16 protein-coding genes and 1 pseudogene are annotated in these 16574 nt (G+C 40.2%); 2 read left to right on the top strand and 15 right to left on the bottom strand.

The features are described from left to right. Nucleotides 1-439: 439 nt before the first annotated feature. The 8 genes and pseudogenes from EAL87_RS04890 to dnaE form a co-directional block, all read right to left on the bottom strand. Nucleotides 440-776 (bottom strand): annotated as a pseudogene (locus EAL87_RS04890) (AlwI family type II restriction endonuclease); the annotation flags it as partial. Nucleotides 777-908: 132 nt separating this feature from the next. Next, nucleotides 909-1820, bottom strand: a complete 912-nt coding sequence (locus EAL87_RS04895; RefSeq protein ID WP_120913362.1) for an LPP20 family lipoprotein — start codon at nucleotides 1818-1820, stop codon at nucleotides 909-911. 9 nt (nucleotides 1821-1829) lie between these two features. Beyond that, nucleotides 1830-2171, bottom strand: coding sequence for a hypothetical protein (locus EAL87_RS04900; RefSeq protein WP_120913364.1), 342 nt, complete (start codon nucleotides 2169-2171; stop codon nucleotides 1830-1832). A gap of 7 nt (nucleotides 2172-2178) precedes the next feature. Next, nucleotides 2179-2706, bottom strand: coding sequence for an LPP20 family lipoprotein (locus EAL87_RS04905; protein ID WP_000795968.1), 528 nt, complete (start codon nucleotides 2704-2706; stop codon nucleotides 2179-2181). A 23-nt stretch (nucleotides 2707-2729) separates the two neighbouring features. Next, on the bottom strand, nucleotides 2730-3362 hold the full coding sequence (lpoB, locus tag EAL87_RS04910) for a penicillin-binding protein activator LpoB (protein ID WP_000925186.1): 633 nt from the start codon (nucleotides 3360-3362) through the stop codon (nucleotides 2730-2732). 391 nt (nucleotides 3363-3753) lie between these two features. Beyond that, a complete protein-coding gene (locus tag EAL87_RS04915; RefSeq protein ID WP_000895147.1) occupies nucleotides 3754-4068 on the bottom strand; it encodes a thioredoxin family protein in 315 nt (104 codons plus the stop codon). Nucleotides 4069-4121: 53 nt separating this feature from the next. Continuing rightward, on the bottom strand, nucleotides 4122-4910 hold the full coding sequence (locus EAL87_RS04920; protein WP_120913366.1) for a pseudouridine synthase: 789 nt from the start codon (nucleotides 4908-4910) through the stop codon (nucleotides 4122-4124). Next, nucleotides 4892-8527 carry a DNA polymerase III subunit alpha gene (gene dnaE, locus EAL87_RS04925; RefSeq protein ID WP_120913368.1) on the bottom strand — a complete coding sequence of 1212 codons (3636 nt, stop codon included), beginning with the start codon at nucleotides 8525-8527 and terminating at the stop codon, nucleotides 4892-4894. Before dnaE ends, EAL87_RS04920 begins: the two co-directional genes overlap by 19 nt. A 147-nt stretch (nucleotides 8528-8674) precedes the next feature. Between dnaE and EAL87_RS04930 the strand changes: the two genes are divergently transcribed. Further along, complete coding sequence (locus tag EAL87_RS04930; RefSeq protein ID WP_120913370.1) at nucleotides 8675-9727, top strand: cytochrome-c peroxidase; 1053 nt, start codon at nucleotides 8675-8677, stop codon at nucleotides 9725-9727. Between the two features lie 177 nt (nucleotides 9728-9904). On the opposite strand, the gene EAL87_RS04935 is transcribed toward EAL87_RS04930, so the two are convergent. The 5 genes from EAL87_RS04935 to EAL87_RS04955 are packed head-to-tail and all read right to left on the bottom strand — an operon-like array spanning nucleotide 9905 to nucleotide 13909. Further along, complete coding sequence (locus EAL87_RS04935; protein ID WP_162972619.1) at nucleotides 9905-10492, bottom strand: META domain-containing protein; 588 nt, start codon at nucleotides 10490-10492, stop codon at nucleotides 9905-9907. 18 nt (nucleotides 10493-10510) lie between these two features. Beyond that, nucleotides 10511-11188, bottom strand: a complete 678-nt coding sequence (locus EAL87_RS04940; RefSeq protein WP_120913372.1) for a hypothetical protein — start codon at nucleotides 11186-11188, stop codon at nucleotides 10511-10513. A gap of 2 nt (nucleotides 11189-11190) precedes the next feature. Next, on the bottom strand, nucleotides 11191-12006 hold the full coding sequence (locus EAL87_RS04945; RefSeq protein ID WP_120909774.1) for an MlaD family protein: 816 nt from the start codon (nucleotides 12004-12006) through the stop codon (nucleotides 11191-11193). Further along, nucleotides 11991-12776 (bottom strand): ABC transporter ATP-binding protein, encoded by a 786-nt coding sequence (locus tag EAL87_RS04950; protein ID WP_000994578.1) that lies wholly within the window; start codon nucleotides 12774-12776, stop codon nucleotides 11991-11993. The genes EAL87_RS04945 and EAL87_RS04950 overlap by 16 nt, the downstream gene beginning before the upstream one ends. After that, the gene (locus tag EAL87_RS04955; RefSeq protein WP_120913374.1) at nucleotides 12776-13909 is read right to left on the bottom strand and encodes an ABC transporter permease; all 1134 of its coding nucleotides are present in this window, start codon (nucleotides 13907-13909) and stop codon (nucleotides 12776-12778) included. The genes EAL87_RS04950 and EAL87_RS04955 overlap by 1 nt, the downstream gene beginning before the upstream one ends. Before the next feature lie 133 nt (nucleotides 13910-14042). Here EAL87_RS04955 and EAL87_RS04960 point away from each other — a divergent pair, with 133 nt between their 5' ends. Then, complete coding sequence (locus tag EAL87_RS04960) at nucleotides 14043-14738, top strand: outer membrane protein (RefSeq protein ID WP_108316936.1); 696 nt, start codon at nucleotides 14043-14045, stop codon at nucleotides 14736-14738. Nucleotides 14739-14742: 4 nt separating this feature from the next. On the opposite strand, the gene ilvE is transcribed toward EAL87_RS04960, so the two are convergent. Both ilvE and EAL87_RS04970 read right to left on the bottom strand, forming a co-directional pair. After that, on the bottom strand, nucleotides 14743-15765 hold the full coding sequence (ilvE, locus tag EAL87_RS04965; RefSeq protein ID WP_120913376.1) for a branched-chain-amino-acid transaminase: 1023 nt from the start codon (nucleotides 15763-15765) through the stop codon (nucleotides 14743-14745). 50 nt (nucleotides 15766-15815) lie between these two features. After that, nucleotides 15816-16562, bottom strand: coding sequence for an outer membrane protein (locus EAL87_RS04970; RefSeq protein WP_120913378.1), 747 nt, complete (start codon nucleotides 16560-16562; stop codon nucleotides 15816-15818). Between the last annotated feature and the right edge of the window lie 12 nt (nucleotides 16563-16574).

Genomic DNA, 16574 nt, shown 5'->3' on the forward strand with positions numbered 1-16574 from the left:
CCTTTAATCCAAAGCGGTATTAAAATCGCTTCTAATAATGGCATCTATGCGAACTCTGTTGTTTTGGATGAGGGGGGCAGCCATTTTAAAGTGTTTTTCAACTATGGGTGGGTATTTTAGGGGTTAATGGGGGGGGTTGGTAAATCAAAAGGCTTTGTTTAAGAACTGATAAAAGAGCTTGCATCAAGCGTGCCAAAAACAACAGCGCCAACCATCAAAAAGCGATTTTAATGCGTCTATCTTTATATTTAAGTTCATTCTGATACAAGGATCTTTTCCAAATCTTGTTTGAAGGTTTCTAGCGTCTTTTTCTTGGATCGTTGTTTAACGCTGTGCCTTTTGGGGTATTCTTCAATGGGTTTTTCATTTAATTTATGTTATGTCTATACTTTTTTATACTTTTTAAATTCAGACAAATTTAGGCTGAAAGCTTTGTGTTTCAAGCTTTCCAATGGCCATTGAGTTGCAATAACTCTTTGCTGTTTTCTGCTTTTTTGATGAATTAGGCGAATTTTGCATATTCTCTGGCATCATGGATATTTGGAGCTACAAAAACACTGAATTTTTCTCTAATATCGGTGCTATTCTTAACCAATTCTTTTAAATGTCTGGCAATAGGTATCATTTCGCTTTGACTTCTGTCTCTAATCAAGCTCACTTCTATATAACTTTGGGCTGTCCATAGCTACAATATCAGGTTTGTTACCGCTTGCTGTGTATACGGGCAAGCCTTCATCATCGCTTTTATAATTGGGTATCACGCTTAAATTTTTATAAGGCTTTAGTTTGTTTAGTCTATTTGGTGGGAATAAAAGCCAAAAATCTTTAGAGAGCTATTTTAAAAATGCCGCATCCAACAAAACAATAACGCTATAAAACTAAGGCGCAAAGTGGGATTATTACCCTACTTATAGCCCCGTATTGCCTTGCCCTTCTTTATTGGCATAATCTTTCAGTTCTTTATAAAGTAAAGATTGCAAGCGTGTGATAGCAAAATTCTTATTCTTTTCATCCACTTCAAGGCTTCTATTCAATACGGGCGTGCCTTGACAATCGCTCGCGCTAACAACCACTCTAATGCGTGTGGTACCATTAGCGCTGTCTGTGAAAACTTCATTTTTGATTTGATAGAGTTTTTCTTCATCGCTAGGGGTTAATACTCTAGCATAAGCACTTATGAGAGCGTTTTTAATCTCTGTATCGCTGTTGTTATCAAAAGTGATTTGCACTTTAGGTTTGAAAGCGTTTTGATAATAGATTTTTTCATAATTTTCTAACGAACTCACCGGAATAGAATACGCTTTTAAAATCCTTTCCATAGGCATCGCTTTAGCTAATAAATCCCCCATATTCTTGGATTGCTGTAAAAAAACCCCCTTGCAAGCTTTAGGCATTAAAGTGGCGAATTGCCCATAAAGAGCGTTATATTTATCCCTTAAACCCTGCAAAAACAAGTTTTGATTAATCCTTACTCTGGTGTAGTAGATCCCTTTTTGCGCTTCTTGATTGACAATTTCTACATTATCCAATTCCAAGTCATCGGTTTTTAAGTTAATCGTTTGCGAATCGCTGGATTTTAACTTGTTATCCACACGACTTTTTTGAATATGGATTTGTGAATTGACCACCACACTAATAGACGCCACTAAATCCGCTAACGCTTTCTGTTTAGAAGCCTCTTTAGAAGTGGCTGAACCACTCCCATAAAGATAGCCTTTTTGGGTGTTTGTCTTGTTATAGGCCTTGCTATACCACTTAGGCTCTGCGCTTAAATTGGCACCCACAAAAGCCATAAGGCATGCAAGAATAATCTTTTTCATCATTAATCCTTACTCATTCATTAAAGTGATGTGTTTCTTAGTGATTCTTAGAAGCACATAAACTTTATCCGTATCAATAAAAGTGGCCTTTAGCTCACTAGCCTTAATCTCTATCTTATCCCCCTTGAAAGCTTCCATCACTTTCTCTAAGGCGTTTTGTCTGGCTGAGGACAAGCTATAATCCATATCTGAAAGCAATATATCGCTCATCCCACACACCAAAATTTTTTCATCTTTGGTTTGGGTCTTTTCAATCTGCACTTCTTTTGAGCAATCCCTAGCCCATTTAGGCAAGGATTTCCCCCACATAACCCCCAATACCAAAATAAGTGCAATAGCAAGACGTTTCATTAAAGCCCTACTTTTTAACCATACCTAGCTCTTCGCGTACTTTATCCACAATTTGCTTATCCAAACCGACTAAAACAAAAACCCTATCCTTACCGACATAGCGGGCAAGCATTTTAGAAGCGATCAATTCCTTATCCACCAATTGAGAGATTTTTTCAGTGTCAGTGCCGCTGATGGACCTTTTACCAGAAGCGTCTACCGTTCTGGTTTTTTCATTTTCCAAATCTTTTTGTAAAGTGGATTTTAAATTCGCCGCTAAATTAGCCCTAGCTTTCGCTGTAGCCTGGTTAGTGGAATAATCCACATCATTATTAGTGATCAAATCTTCAGCCCTTCCTAAAAAGACCCCTGAATATTTTTCATACTTCGCCACTTTTTCTAAATCCCCTACAACCCAATCAGGAGCGCCTTTAGTCGCTTCTTTGTAAGCCTTATTGCTTTTACTGATACCTGATTTTGGGGCATGGCTACAACCTACGATCACCATCGCTGCTATCACGCTCATCCCTAAAATTTTTTTAACTTGATTTTTCATCGCTCATCCTTTCAAATATAAATTTAAAACATACGCTTATTGCTAGCATTTTTCACAATAGGCTTAACATCGCTCCATACCTCTTCACCCGTTTTCCTGTTGGTAAGGCTTAGGGTGAAGTCATAGTCCAAGCGCTGCCTAGAACTACTAATAGAGGCTGCGATACTGGATACTTTACCACTTAAAGATAAATCAGCAGCTTTTAAAGTGCCTTTTTCTACAGTGGTGTCTTGATTATACTCTTCGCTCTCTCGTTCTTTTTCGCGCTGTTTCACCATTCGGCTGTCCGCTGCAATGCCACTCCCTCCACTCGCTCTTGTGATATTGAACCTCCCATTAGATCGCAACCGCAACTGCCGTGCGATTTCAGTCGTGAGAAGATTCATGTCCAAATTGGGCTGCGTGGTGTCGTTAATAACATCTGAAACTTCAATCAAATGCTTGCCCTTGAGTTGCTCAAAATTAGGGTCGCTAAACATGGAATCTAACATCGCGTTAGCGGTTAGCAATAAATCCGTGCTATTAATGCTTGCAGTCGTATTTTTAGTGGCATCATTCACGTTTTGATAAGTTGCCATTTCGCTTGAGCAACCCACCCACAACAAAGCGCTCAAAATCACCGAGCTTATAATTTTTAATTTTGTTTTCAATAACATAATGATAGAAACTCCCTATTCAAAATTTAAAACAGATACATCTGTTTCTAATTTTAAACTTCTAATCTAAACACATCGTCAGTGTTTTTGCGGATTTTAGCATTTTATGCGTCTTTTTTTTCACATTTTCAAGTTTTAGCCCTACAAATTTCACACTGCAAGCATTAATACCACATATTCGCTCATTTTTAGCTTAATTAGAGGAACTTTTTAACAAACATGTTTTTGTTAAAAATGATAAAAACGATTTTTAAGATAAAAGATAATATAAAAGTTCTTTGAAGTTAGCCCCCCTAAAAAAAGGGACTATGAAAAAAGACTAAATAAAAAAGGGGTTAAAAAAGATTTTTTTAAACTCTTATTTTTGTAATAAGACTCTTTACAACGCCCCTTACAATAACGCTTTTAGAGCGTCTTCAATCGGTTTTTGAGAGCTAGGTTCTACAAGCCTTTCACCCACTTCTTTGGCGTTTTTGTAAAAAATCAAAGTAGGGATCTTGCGGATGCCTAAACTCTCTTTTAAATCCTGGCTCTCATCAAAAGAAACCTTAAAAAATTCCACCTTGCCTTTGTAAGTTTTGGCTAAATTTTCCATGATCGGCTCAATCTTTCTGCAATCCGGACACCAGCTCGCCCCCACATTGACCACTACCGCTTGATGAGCGATTTTTTCTGCGTAATTCTTCCCGTTAATCACTTCTAACATGATAATCCTTATTTTTTATTTCCCCCAACCGCCGAAGTATAGCACAACAAACGCTAATCCTCTTTAACATTAACCCTATTAGCCATAAACGCATGCAACTCATTGTATTCTTGGCGGTTTAGAAAACGCATTTTCCCTACCGGTAAGGCATTCAAATTCACAAAACCATAACGAACGCGCCTTAAATCCAACACTCCAGCGTTAAAAAACGCAAAAAAACGCCTTAGTTCTCTGTTTTTCCCCTCATTGATAATGACTCTCAGTTTAGAATATTTGGCATGGTTTTTGATAATTTCATAACCAATAAAGGGGGCAAATTCCATGCTTTTAATGGGGGTTTTTTGGTGCGCTCCCTTAGTAGCGTTTTCTAATTTCAAGCCCTCTTGCATGGCGTTTTCTATCTCTCTTGTAACAAAGCCTTGAATTTTAACAAGATATTCTTTTTCTAAATTCGCATGCATTAAAGCGCTCACCACCGCCTTACTATCGCTCAATAATAGCACCCCCTCGCTCGCAAAATCCAAACGCCCCACCGGCGCGAAATGGGCGTATTTTTTCTCCAAGCTTTCATAAATCACACGCCGTTTTAAGGGATCGGCTTTACTCACTAGTTCGCCCTTTGGCTTGTGATAAACTAACACGCTGAATTTTTTGTTTTTTAAGGGCTTGATGAGTCGTTTGTCTAAAAACACCTTGTCGTTTTCTTTAACCACGCTAGCGAGTTTGGCATGCTCATGGTTGATTTTCACCCGCCCTTCTAAAACCAATTTTTCAGCTTCTCTTCTGGAGTGCTTGGTGTAATGGGCTAAAAACTGGTTGATCCTCAAGCTAAATCCCTCCACTCTAATTCTTTAAAATCGTCCTTAATCTTTTCATTTACCATTAAATCGCTTTGGATTTTAAATTGCTTGCCCTTATCTTTGATGATCAAATACAAGGGGCGTTTGCCCTGGTGTTTTAGAGCGCTCTCTTTGATTTGTCTTAAAAACTCTTTTTTCACGTCATTTTCTAACACGATCGCTAAAGAGCAAGAACTGGAGGCGAGTATTTCCATGGGGGGGATTTCGCGCACATCTTCTTTTTGCTTTTCAGGGTCTTTATAGCGGGCTTTAGGGATTTTAACCTCTCTAGCGCTCTCTAAATCCAAGATCTCAAAAAGTCTCAATCGCGCCACTTCTTCTTGCTCTTCAATCTTGCATTTAAACACTAAAGGCTTGTTAATATCCAACTCCTCTAAGGCGTTTAATTGCTTTTCAAAAAGCATGAGTTCAAACTTGCCGTATCGATCCAAAATGTCTGCTGTGCCATAAGGCTTACCGCTTCGTTTGCCAATTTTCTTTTTAACTTCCATGATTTTACCCAGCAAATAAGCTTGCGAGCCGATTTCTAACTCTTCAATATCAATGCTTTTGACCAAGTTTTTAAAGCCCTTAATTTCTTCTTTAAACTCATCTAAAGGGTTGCCTGAAACATGGATGCCTAAAGTCTCGTATTCGCATTCTAAAAGCGTTTTAGCGTCATGTTCGCCTAAATCAACCATATCCAAAATAACCTGCTCTTTGGTTCCGCCTTCCATGGCTCCAAAAAGGGAGTTACCCCCTTGCATCATTTCATTAGCCTTGTCTTTAGTGCGCCCCGCATCACAGATCAAATCCAAGTTAGCGAGCATGGTTTTTCGGGTGTAGCCTAAATTGTCCAAGCTCCCGGACTTCACTAATGGCTCTAAAGATTTTTTAGTGAGTTTAGAAAAATCCACCCGTGAAATAAAATCTTCTAAACTCTTATAATCCCCTTTAGCCCTTTCTTCAATGATGTTTTTAATCGGCTCACCCCCAACCCCTTTAATTGCTCCCAAACCAAACACGATTTTCTTTTCCAACTCGCCCTTTTGATTTTTAAACTCCGCCACGCTGAAATCTTGCATGGAAGAATTGATGTGTGGGGGCATCACTTCAATTTCTAAAGCCCTGACCTCATCAATATAGCGTGCCACGGATTCAATCTTATTGGATTCGCTAGTGAGCATCGCTGCCATGAACTCATGCTTGTAATAAGTCTTTAAATACGCCGTTTGGAAAGTAATCATCGCATAGGCGGCGGAATGCGATTTGTTGAAGCCATAGCCGGCAAATTTAACGATCAAATCCCACAAATTAGCCGCTTTTTGGCCATCATGCCCTAAATTTTTAGCGCCTTCTACAAACTTAGCCTTATTGTCCGCCATGATCTGAGCGTCTTTTTTCCCCATAGCGCGGCGGATCAAATCCGCTTCACCCAAACTAAAACCGCCGATAGTTTGCACGATTTGCATCACCTGCTCTTGATAGACGATCGTGCCGTAAGTGGGCTTTAAAATCGGCTCTAATTCTTTAAACGCATAAGCGATAGGCTCAATGCCATGCTTTCTGTTCACAAAATCATCCACCATGCCTGATTCCATAGGCCCCGGTCTCCCTAGCGCGATAATGGCGATAATGTCTTCAAAGCTTGAAGGCCTTAAGCGCTTGTTAAGCCCTTGAAACATTCCGGATTCAATTTGGAAGATCCCCACCGTATCCCCACTTTGGATCGTTTTATACACTTTCGGATCGTCCATATCCAACGATAAAAAATCCACGCTAATTTTGTGCTGCGTTTTAATGATTTTAAGCGCATCATCAATCACGGTCAAGGTTTTAAGCCCCAAGAAGTCAAACTTGATCAAATCCACAGGCTCTAAATACTTCATGGAATATTGCGTAACGATACCACCGGTTTTTTCAGAAGCAAATAAAGGGGTTTTGTGCCACAATTCTTTTTGGCTATCCACCACTAAAGCTGCAGCATGCACGCCTGCATTGCGATTCAAATTCTCTAAATTGAGCGAATACTCCCACACTTGTTTGGCTAATTCATTACTCTCTACTAATTCCTTGATTTTAGGCTCTAATTCCCACGCTCCCTCTATGAACTCGCCATTTTTTTCATAGCCCTTAAGCGTGATGCCTAAGCGGTTGGGTATGAGTTTGGCAAAATCATCAGCCTCCTTATAAGGCATGTCCAAAACCCTTGCGACATCTCTGATCACGCCTTTAGCCAACATCTTATTAAAGGTGATGACTTGGGCCACATTGTATTTGCCGTATTTTTCAATCATGTATTCTATGATTTCCTTACGCCGGCGCTGGCAAAAATCCGTATCAATATCAGGCATGCTGACTCTTTCAGGGTTTAAAAACCTTTCAAAGAGCAGATCGTATTTCAAAGGGTCAATATCCGTGATTTTTAACGCAAAAGCCACCAAGCTCCCGGCCGCACTCCCCCTACCAGGCCCTACAGGAATGCCCATTTCTTTAGCGTAACGGATAAAATCCCACACGATTAGCATATACCCTGGGAATTTCATGTTCGTGATGACTTCAATTTCTTTTTCCAAGCGTTCTTGGTATTGATCATGCTTTTCTTTTGGCACTAAGATTAAGCGCTCTCTCAAGCCCTCTCTAGCCTTATGGGCAAAATAAGAAGCGTCATCTTCAAAATTCAGACCCTCTTCTTGAGCGTAAGCTTTAGTGAATTTGAAACTTGGAGGGGTTGGGGGGTTCTTTTTATCGTCTTTTAAATCAATCTCTAAAACGCATTTATCCGCAATTTCTTGGGTGTTTTCTAAAGCTTCTGGAATATCTGCAAACAGCTTCGCCATTTCTTCAGGGGATTTAATGTAAAACTCATGCACGGAGTGTTTCAAGCGCCCCTTATCGTTTAGGGTTTTACCCATCGCTACGCACATCGCTACTTCTTGAGCTTTGGCGTCATTGGGCATGGTGTAGTGGGTGTCGTTGGTAGCAATGATTTTTAACCCTGTTTCTAAAGACATTTTAATGACTTGCTCATCAATGAATCGCTGATCTAAAATGCCATGACGCATGATCTCTAAATAAAAATCGTCTTCAAAAATCTCTTGGTATTCGCAAGCGATTCTTTTAGCTTCATCATAGCCTTTAGCCCCATACTTGCGGTTTCTCTCATTATTGGTATTCAAATGGTAATTGACTTCCCCTTGCAAGCACGCGCTAGAAGCGATAATGCCTTTAGAATGCTCTTTTAGAAGCTTTTTATTGATGCGCGGGAAATAATAAAACCCTTCTAAATACGCCATAGAGCTTAAGAACATCAAATTTTCATAGCCCTCTTGGTTTTTAGCGAACAGGCACAAATGGAAACGCTGCTTGGTTTCTTTGCTAGAAAGGTTGTCATCATTATGGATATACGTTTCCATGCCGATGATAGGCTTAATGCCTTCTTTTTTCATGCTCGTATAAAAATCAATCGCTCCAAACATGTTCCCATGGTCGGTTACGCTCACGCTTTTCATGCCCAATTCTTTAATGCGTTTGGCTAGAATTTTAATCTTATTCGCCCCGTCTAAAAGCGAATATTCCGTGTGCAAGTGCAAATGCGTGAAGGCTTTATTCTCTTTCATTGTCTAACCCCTATTTGGATTTAACGCCATTATACCTATCGCTCTTTAAAAAACCCTTTATCCGTTCGTTTAGTGGTAAATTATTTTAAAATGGTGGTTATAATAAGAAAGTTTTTATTATTTTTAATGCTATTTTAGGAGCTCATCATGAAAAAATCCGTTTTATTGGGCGTTTGCTTGGCTTTTTCTTGCGCTCATGCCCTGAACGATTTAGAATTGATCAAAAAAGCGAGGGAAAGCCAATTAGAGCCTATGCCTATGGGCAAAGCGCTCAAAGAATACCAGATCAAAAAAACCAGAGATGTGGGTATTGGCACCAAAAACAGCGAGATCATGACTCCCGCTCAAGTGGAATTAGGCAAAATGCTCTATTTTGACCCTAGGATTTCCACTTCCTATCTCGTGTCTTGCAACACATGCCATAATCTAGGCTTAGGCGGGGTGGATTTAGTCCCAAGCGCTATAGGCTCTCAATGGAAGAAAAACCCCCACCTTTTAAGTTCCCCAACGGTGTATAACTCTGTGTTCAACGATGTGCAGTTTTGGGATGGTAGGGTTACGCATTTAAACGAACAAGCGCAAGGGCCGATCCAGTCTTCTTTTGAAATGGGGGCTGATCCCAAAGTGGTGGTAGAAAAAATCAATTCCATGCCAGGCTATGTCAAGCTCTTTAGAAAAGCTTATGGCTCTAAAGTCAAAATTGATTTTAAATTGATCGCTGATAGTATCGCTATGTTTGAAGCCACGCTTATTACCCCAAGCCGTTACGATGATTTTTTAAGGGGCAATCCTAAAGCGCTCAGTAAAGCCGAAAAAGAAGGGCTAGATTTATTCATTTCTAAAGGCTGTGTGGCTTGCCATAACGGCATCAATCTTGGGGGGACAATGCAGCCTTTTGGGGTGGTCAAACCTTATAAATTCGCTAATGTGGGCGATTTCAAAGGCGATAAAAACGGGCTTGTGAAAGTGCCTACTTTAAGGAATATCACCGAAACGATGCCTTATTTCCATAACGGGCAGTTTTGGGATGTCAAGGATGCGATTAAAGAAATGGGCTCTATCCAGTTGGGCATTGAAATCAGCGATGAAGAAGCGAAAAAAATTGAAACCTTCTTTGGAGCCTTAAAGGGTAAAAAACCTAAAATACTCTATCCAGAACTCCCTGTAATGACAGACAAAACCCCTAAACCCTCTTTTTGATTTTAAAAAGTCCTTTTGGGGGGTTTTTGGTGCTAAATCTAAAAAACACTCAAAGCATCTTTTATGATCAACAATAAAAAAGCCAAAAGCAAGCGGTAATCTCTTAAAAAGCGCTTAAAAATCTCTTTTTAATCCCTAATTTAGTGATCTTAGATCGTTTTGAAACCAACAACCCACTCAAGGCGTTTTCAAATAAATTTTCATTTTTTGGTTGTCTAAAATGAGCGTGTCCTTGCCCTTAGTTACCGTAAAATTACCCTTAAAATTCTCCATAAATTCCAATTCAAACGCCATCAAATGCTCATCTTTACACACTTTTCTTGAAATCCCACTGTCTTCAATCCCAATGTGCTTGTCGCCTTGCCATACATAGCTGGCAAAATACCGGTTGCAATAGCCTTTCCCATAAATACGATTTTCTTTTTGATCAAACACAAACTCTCCCATAGAGCTTTTGGGCTTTGGTTTCTTTTTAAAAAGCTCATACCAGTGTTTTCTTTTTTCTTTTCGCTCTTGCTCTTTGGCTTCAAGCGTTGCTTTATCTTCAGGTAAAGCGGTATTTAGAGAGGAATCTTGCTCTTCTTCATGCTCTCTAAAAGCACTATCAGCGAGCATGGTTTCAATGTCATACACCTGATGGTTCATTTCCACTTTTTGGATATGCCAATCGTTGCTAGAAAGTTTTTTATCAAACATTTTTAAAAAAAAACACCCCGAAAAGACACAAGCCGTTAAAACGCTTGCTCCAGCCAATCGTAAATTCAAACAATTCCTCCTTATGTTTTATTTTTTTAACGGGCTTACGCTTTGCGCTTCAATGGCTTTTTTAATCAAAGAAACCGCTTCTTGCATCGCTTGCGTGCTTACATGTTGGAGGGATTGTATTGCGCTTTCTTGAAAATCTTGATTGCCATCTTTACTCGTTTTGGTCGTTTTATTTTCCAAGCTAGAAATGTTTTCATGCTTAATGATCACTCCAGAATGCGAATCGCCTTTCACGCTAATATCATAGCCTAGCGCAAATTCCGCCCTATAGGTAGAATTTTCTTTTTCTAAAAGAGAAAACGATAAAATCGTAAAGCGCACCGCATAAGTGGGCGTGCCCGCGCCATAAGGGGGCAAAGCCACGCCTAAGCATGCTTTTTGCGCTTCTTGCATGAACATGGTTTTTAACATGTTGCGAGGCAAGTCTATCCATTTTTGGTGCTTCCCATGCGTGATCTGCCCGTCTTTGGCTTTAAACACGATCTCTTTAGTGTTGAATAAATCCGCGCTCAAAATACTAATGAGCCTCACTTCAGTCAAAGGTTTAGGGCATTGCGTGATTTCAAAAGAACTCGCGTTCAAATCATAAGTCCTGATCTCTGGCAGCATTTGTTTTAAATTGATGCTCAAGCAACCCTGAAGCAAGAACGCTAATGCTGATGAGAGTGAAAAAATTTTTATCGCCGTAGCTCTCATGATTATTTCCTTTCTCCAAAAATCGTTTTATAGGGGTTAGCGTCAAATTTGTCTATCAAAGCAGAGCCTTTTTCCACAAAATTATCAATGTTTCTCAAGCTCAACTGCGCTTGCATGATCAAGGGAGTAAACATCGCTTTAAAGTCGTATTGCCCTTGTTTTAGGCGCTTATCTACATCTAAAGCCACATTATTGACATTAGAAACGAGGTTGTTAGCGTTGCTGATTAGTGAATCAAATTGAGTCTTTCTTGAATCCAAATTAGCGATGAGATCATCCACTGAAGCGAGAATGTGCTTGAATTTTTCCACATTTTCATCATCTAAAATCTTATTCACGTTTTTAATCGCTTTCATCACTTCTTGCATCACTTGATTAGCATCCACGCTCAAGCGATCCATAAGCCCTTCTTTAAAGATCAAAATGCGCTCCCCTTTATCGCCACTACCATAAAATTCTTCATTGTGGCTTTGCTCTAAGGCTAAAAATTTTAACCCCATAAGCCCCCTAGAAGAAACCGCCACTTTGGAGTCTTTGCGGATCTTAACGCTGGATTTAATCATCAAATCCAAACGGACCACCCCCACTTTATCCTTTGCAAAGCCCACCTTGATGACATTACCCACTTGAATCCCCTTGTAATTAACGGGCGAGTTGGTCGCAATGCCTCCCAAGTCTTTGTCCGTATAGACCACGTATTCATAATACTTCCCGTCATCTAATCCCAAATGGCCTAGCCATAAAATAAAGCCTACCATGCACACTAAGCATAAAAAGAAGAGCCCGCCGATTAAAGTGTAATTCACATGCCTTTCCAAAATTTCTCTCCTCGTGTTGAATTGAATAAATTGCCTTCATCTAGCCCTTGAGTTTGAGCTTTTTTAATAAAATCTTTTAAATCCCCGTTAAACTCTAATAGCCCGTCTTTGAGCATGATGAATCGATCCACGCAATCATGCACAGAATCCAAATCATGCGTGATCATCACCACCGTAAGCTGTAAGCTCTCTTTGAGTGTCATGATCAATTCATCAAATTTGCCCGCGCTATAAGGATCTAGTCCGCTTGTTGGCTCATCTAAAAATAAGATTTCCGGATTAGTCGCCATAGCCCTAGCTATACCCACGCGCTTTTTCATCCCCCCACTCAATTCATAGGGGTAAAGGTGGTAAGCCCTAGGGGGCAAACCCACTTTTTCAATCCACATTTTAGAAATTTCTTCAACAATTTTTTTAGAATAAGCGCCGTATTGCTCTAGCATGACACCCACGTTTTCCAAAACCGTTAAAGAGCTATAGAGCGCGCCAAACTGGAAGCAAATGCCGCAACGGTTAAAAATCTTTTGCTGCTCTGCTTCTTTGAGTTTCCATATATCTTCCCCAAAAAGCAACACTTCCCCCTTTGTGGGGCGATTGAGCAAGATCATGCACCTTAAAAGCGTGCTTTTACCGCTCCCTGAACCCCCTAAAATCGCCATCACTTCGCCCTTATGCACGCTAAAACTCACGCCCCTATGGATAATGGTGCTCCCAAAAGCGCTATGGAGATCCTTCACTTCAATTAAGACCTGGTTGTTAGTAGCGTTCATTATACGTTCAACTTAGAAAAGATGATAGAAAAAATAGCGTCTAAGAAAATGATCCAAAACAACGCGTTCACGACGCTAATGGTGGTCAAGCGCCCAATGCTCTCAGTATCCCCCTTGACTTCAAAACCGCGCATGCACCCCACCATCGCAATCGCAAACCCCCAAAAAGGAGCCTTGATAATCCCTACTAAAAAATGGTTCCAACCCACTGTGTCATGAAATCTGTCTATATAACTCGGGAAGCCTAAATCCAATTGGTATTTAATCGCAAACATGCCCCCAAGAATGGCGAACGAATCGGCAATAAACACCAATAAAGGCAAAACAATCACTAAGGCCAACACCCTAGGTAATACTAAAAACTCAAAAGGGTTAAAGCCCATGGTTTTCATCGCGTCCAATTCTTCAGTGATCTTCATCACCCCAATTTGTGCGGTAAAACTGCTCGCGCTCCTCCCAGCCACCACAAGAGTTAAAATAAAAGGGCCGATTTCTCTTAAAGCGAGTTTAGCCGTCATTTCAACCGACATTAAAGGTGCACCCATGTCTTGTAATTGCAAAGCCCCTTGTAAAGCAACGGCAAACCCCACGATAAATACCGTCAAAATACTCACCGGCAAAACCTTAAACCCAGATTCATTAATATGATAGAGCAAAGGGGTGATACAAAAGCGTTTGGGGTTGAAAACGCTTTTAATAAAGTAGAATAAAATCATGCCGCAAAAATTGAACGCGTTTAAAAAGGTGTTATAAGTCTCTACGATACTCTTACCCAATTTAGTGATCATAAGCTCGTGTTTTTTGCCCGCTTTTTTAGACTCTAAATCCTCTTCTTTTTCAAGCCAGTCTTTAACCACTTTCAAAGCGCATGCGTTATTCTCGCTCACATTGCACAATTCAATGTTTAAAGAACGCTCCTTAACTAAATCAAATAAAAACATGCCAAAAACAAAATCCACTTTTTGGCACTCTGAAAAATCCATTTTCAAAGACCCTTGATGATCTAATAAATTTTTTTTCAACTCATCTAAACGAAACACGCTCGTTTTAAAATCCCAATCCCCTCTTAAAATCAGCACAGAGTTCGCCCCATCTTTACGCATCTCTAAAAATTTTTGTTTCTCTGTCTTCATTAGAATATATTCTCTCTCAGATTAGATAAAATCTATTAACAAAATCTTGTTTTTTAAAGCGATTATTTTAACACAATGATAAAACAAAAAGTTAAACAACATTCTATTGGATAAAGGATTAATTGTTTTTAAAATGTTTAAAAAAATCATTTTTTTTGGTGTTTTCTTGATCGGAGGATTTGTTGTCTCGCCCCTTGATGCAATGCCTATTTTGCACGATAAAACCCCTAAAAAAAATTACCAAGAAGCCCATGAAAAGCTCTACAGGAGCATCATTAACCGCCAAAAGCTCACGCGTAAAAAAAGCGGGTGGTATTTTTTAGGAGGGTTTGGCGCTGTAGAGGCCATTAAGGACTATCAAGGCAAGGAAATGAAAGATTGGATCGCAACGCTCAATTTAAAAACCGGCGTGCAAAGTTTTTTCAAAAAATATATCGGGATTAGGGGGGTTTTTGCATGGGATCTTGGGTCAGGAAAAGTGAATTACCAAAGCCATAAAGATCCTACAAACTCTTTTTTTACCATGCTTGCGGTGGGTTTGGATGTGATTATGGAATTTCCTTTAGGGAGCTATAAGCATTATTTGGGGGCGTTTGGGGGAGCTAGGGGGGCTTTAGTCGTTTATACAGACAAGCAAAATTTCAAATTTTTTAAACATTCGGTGGTTTCAGGGGGCTTAGCGATTAATGGGGGGGTTATGCTCACGCTTTTTTTAAGACACCGCATTGAATTAGGGTTTAAAATCTTACCCACCGCCAGATTGCTTTCTAGCTCCAAACGCTTTGAGACTTCGCCCTTATTTTATGCGGCATACAGCTATAAATTTTAACCTTTTAGCCAACTTCAAAAATCCAATCTTTAGGGGCTTCTTGTTCGCCTTGCTGGATAGATAAAAGCAAATCATAGAGTTGTTTAGTAATATTGCCTGGCACTTCAAAAAAATAAGACTTGTTGTTATGCGTGATTTCTTTAATGGGCGTAATGATCGCAGCTGTCCCGCACGCTCCGGCTTCTTTAAACGCATCTAATTTATCAATCAAAATTTCTCTTTCTTCCACTTTCAAACCCAAATATTCTTGAGCCAAAACCATCAAGCTTTTTCTGGTGATGCTTGGCAGAATGCTTGGCGAATGCGGGGTGATAAAGGCATTATCATGCGTGATGCCAAAAAAATTCGCCGCCCCCACTTCTTCAATTTTAGTGTGCGTGGTAGGATCTAAATAAATGCAATCATCATAGCCTTGCTCTGTGGCCATTTTATGGGCTAATAGGCTTGCAGCGTAATTCCCCCCCACTTTCACCCCACCGGTGCCTTTAGGCGCGGCCCTATCAAAACTCGTAGTGATAAACCTAGCCCCACCCTTTTCTATACCCCCCTTAAAATACGCCCCCACAGGCGCGCAAAACACGATAAAAAGGTATTCATTAGCCGGCTTCACCCCCAAATTATCCCCCACGCCTATGACAAAAGGGCGCAAATACAAACTCGCCCCGCTTTTATAAGGAGCGAGCCATTTTTGATTCGCTTTGACTACTTCAGCACATGCCCTTAAAAACAATTCTTCGCTCACTTTGGGCATGAGCAGTCTTTCGCATGAAGTTTGCAAGCGTTTGGCGTTTTCTAAAGGGCGAAAAAGTAAAGCCTTCCCCTTTTGAGAGCGGTAAGCCTTCAAGCCTTCAAAACAAGCCTGCCCGTAGTGCAAGACCGGCGAGCCTTCGCTGAGTTGCAACGCATTTTCGCTCACCAATCCGCCTTGCGACCAAGAGCCGTTTTTATAAGTAGCGATGAAGCGAAAATCCGTTTTAATGTAATTAAAGCCTAAATTTTCCCAGTCTAAATTTTCTAAATTTGCCATTTCACACCTTTAAATGGATAGTTTTAGGTGCGATTGTATCTAAAAAGGGGTTAAAAATCCCTCAAGTAACTGATCTGAAACGCATAGACTCTGCGCACATTAGCTTGTAAGGTGTATCCTTTTTCGTTGGTAAGAGAGAAAAGCTGGTGCGTGATCGTAGGCACTTTAATCCCTAACTCCAAGCTGTTGTGTTTAGCGATATGGGTGCGGACCCCAAACTTCCATAAAAACTGGAAATTAGCCGGACTATAACTGGAATTGCTGTGGTGTTTTGCATAATGAGCGATCTCTTTACTGATGCTCGTTGCCCAGCTATCCCCAGCTAATTGGATCCCCACCACAAAGCCAAAAACCATGTTTTCTTTATTCACAAAATTCCACAGCGTATCCAGCCCCACACCATAAGTGAACAAATTGACGTAGTATTGCCCTTGATAGGAATCCCTTTCGGTTAAAGTCGTCCCTCCAAAACTAAAACTATTGTAAATAAACCCGCTCTCGCCCACCGCAATGCCCTTTTTCATCACGCCAAAGCGATCATGCGTGTAATCAAAAAACCCATAATAACGCATACCAAACCATTTTTTCTTGCCAAAAAATTGCTTATAGCCCACTTCAAAACCCGCTCCTGCATAAGGCGGAAACTTCATCAAAGGCTTTTGCAAGCCGTTTTCATTCACCATTTTAGTCTGATTTTGTATCATGCTCACCTGGTAATTGACTCCCACAAAAGCCGTGCTCTCTTCAGCACTCGCTAAAACACCCAAAGCCCCTAATAATATTATTCTTTTCAGCATTCAGTCTTTTCC

Origin of the sequence: Helicobacter pylori (assembly GCF_003636935.1) — a bacterium.
GTDB lineage: Bacteria > Campylobacterota > Campylobacteria > Campylobacterales > Helicobacteraceae > Helicobacter > Helicobacter pylori_CH.

Excerpts from the sequence above, each read along its gene's own strand:
- EAL87_RS04900 (WP_120913364.1), bottom strand. The coding sequence starts at position 2,171 with ATGAAACGTCTTGCTATTGCACTTATTTTGGTATTGGGGGTTATGTGG.
- dnaE (WP_120913368.1), bottom strand. The coding sequence starts at position 8,527 with ATGAAAGAGAATAAAGCCTTCACGCATTTGCACTTGCACACGGAATAT.
- lpoB (WP_000925186.1), bottom strand. The coding sequence starts at position 3,362 with ATGTTATTGAAAACAAAATTAAAAATTATAAGCTCGGTGATTTTGAGC.
- ilvE (WP_120913376.1), bottom strand. The coding sequence starts at position 15,765 with ATGGCAAATTTAGAAAATTTAGACTGGGAAAATTTAGGCTTTAATTAC.
- EAL87_RS04930 (WP_120913370.1), top strand. The coding sequence starts at position 8,675 with ATGAAAAAATCCGTTTTATTGGGCGTTTGCTTGGCTTTTTCTTGCGCT.
- EAL87_RS04895 (WP_120913362.1), bottom strand. The coding sequence starts at position 1,820 with ATGAAAAAGATTATTCTTGCATGCCTTATGGCTTTTGTGGGTGCCAAT.
- EAL87_RS04905 (WP_000795968.1), bottom strand. The coding sequence starts at position 2,706 with ATGAAAAATCAAGTTAAAAAAATTTTAGGGATGAGCGTGATAGCAGCG.
- EAL87_RS04950 (WP_000994578.1), bottom strand. The coding sequence starts at position 12,776 with ATGAACGCTACTAACAACCAGGTCTTAATTGAAGTGAAGGATCTCCAT.
- EAL87_RS04955 (WP_120913374.1), bottom strand. The coding sequence starts at position 13,909 with ATGAAGACAGAGAAACAAAAATTTTTAGAGATGCGTAAAGATGGGGCG.
- EAL87_RS04940 (WP_120913372.1), bottom strand. The coding sequence starts at position 11,188 with ATGAGAGCTACGGCGATAAAAATTTTTTCACTCTCATCAGCATTAGCG.
- EAL87_RS04970 (WP_120913378.1), bottom strand. The coding sequence starts at position 16,562 with ATGCTGAAAAGAATAATATTATTAGGGGCTTTGGGTGTTTTAGCGAGT.
- EAL87_RS04915 (WP_000895147.1), bottom strand. The coding sequence starts at position 4,068 with ATGTTAGAAGTGATTAACGGGAAGAATTACGCAGAAAAAATCGCTCAT.
- EAL87_RS04960 (WP_108316936.1), top strand. The coding sequence starts at position 14,043 with ATGTTTAAAAAAATCATTTTTTTTGGTGTTTTCTTGATCGGAGGATTT.